Origin of the sequence: Streptomyces sp. NPDC050619 (assembly GCF_040654815.1) — a bacterium.
Lineage (GTDB): Bacteria > Actinomycetota > Actinomycetes > Streptomycetales > Streptomycetaceae > Streptomyces.
The window spans coordinates 1-1,022 of record NZ_JBFAIR010000200.1; the positions used below are offsets into that span (position 1 = coordinate 1).

1 protein-coding gene and 2 pseudogenes are annotated in these 1,022 nt (G+C 68.4%); 1 reads left to right on the forward strand and 2 read right to left on the reverse strand.

The features are described 5' to 3' along the window. Positions 1–191, reverse strand: a 191-nt coding sequence (locus AB0I77_RS54010; RefSeq protein ID WP_363290403.1) for a hypothetical protein, incomplete at its 3' end; no start/stop codon positions are given. A gap of 24 nt (positions 192–215) precedes the next feature. Continuing rightward, positions 216–926 (reverse strand): annotated as a pseudogene (locus tag AB0I77_RS54015) (transposase); the annotation flags it as partial. Here AB0I77_RS54015 and AB0I77_RS54020 point away from each other — a divergent pair. Further along, positions 927–1,022: pseudogene (locus AB0I77_RS54020) on the forward strand (cytochrome ubiquinol oxidase subunit I); the annotation flags it as partial. It abuts the pseudogene before it with no gap.

A 1,022-nucleotide genomic window follows, 5' to 3' on the forward strand; every position in this document is an offset into this window, starting at 1 on the left:
GGGGCGAAGGCCGGTGCGCGACCCGGCGCCGCCGACTGCAAGGCCGTGACCAGCCAGGCGCGGCGCGCCAGCAACTGGGCGCGCCGGGCGTCCAGTCGGTACAGCTCGGCGTCCAGGAGCCGCAGCTCTTCGGCCGGGGGCGGGAAGTGCGTCATGCCGAGGAGTGTGGTCCCGGTCACTTCACAAACCATGAGTACGAGTACTCAGCTTGACGTTTAACCTCGGCGGGCTTGGTGCTCCTTGATGGATTCGGCTCGTTTGACCGTCTTGCCGACGTCATGATGCTTGGCCCGGTGCTTGTTCTTCGAGCCGGGTGGGCGTCCCGGGCCTGGGCGGGACGGTTTTGGTGCGGCTGCTGGGCGGGACACGGTCGCGTGGACGTTGCGAAACCCCCGGCGGATACGTGCGGGGGTGAGGCGTCGTGGTTCGGCGGGCCGTTCCCAGGGACGGCGGAGGTCCTCGGTGAGGGGGCGGGCGAGGCGGAGCTGTGTGTGGGCGGCGATGATCAGCCAGGTCCACAGGTCGGCGGTGTCCGCGTGGCGGACCTTCGGGGTGGTCCAGCCCAGGGTCTGCTTCATCAGCCTGAATGTGTGTTCCAGGTCGAATCTGCGGAGGAACGACTGCCACCAGCGGTCCACGTCCACCGGCGTCGCGGCGGTGGCTGAGCACCACAGCCAGACCGGTTTCGGGTCGCGGTCGCCCGGCAGGCGCTCGACCTTGAGCCGCATCAACGTGCCGTGGAGGATGGGCAGTTCTTCCTTCGCGTGTTCCAGCCAGGGGCCGCGGTGGGTGAGCCGGGGATGCATCCGGTCCCAGGCCATCGCCTCGGCCTTGCCATAGCGGGTGGTATCCGTGCTGGTGGTGACGTCGGGCTGGTGCCAGCTGTCGGGCTTGGCGAAGGTGAGGACGCCGCCGTGCCGACGGGGCAGTCGACCTTCATCGGCCTGTGGATCTTCGGCTGGGACAAGCTGCCCAAGAAGATCCATCTGGCCTGCATCTGGATGGTCTCGATCGGGACGATC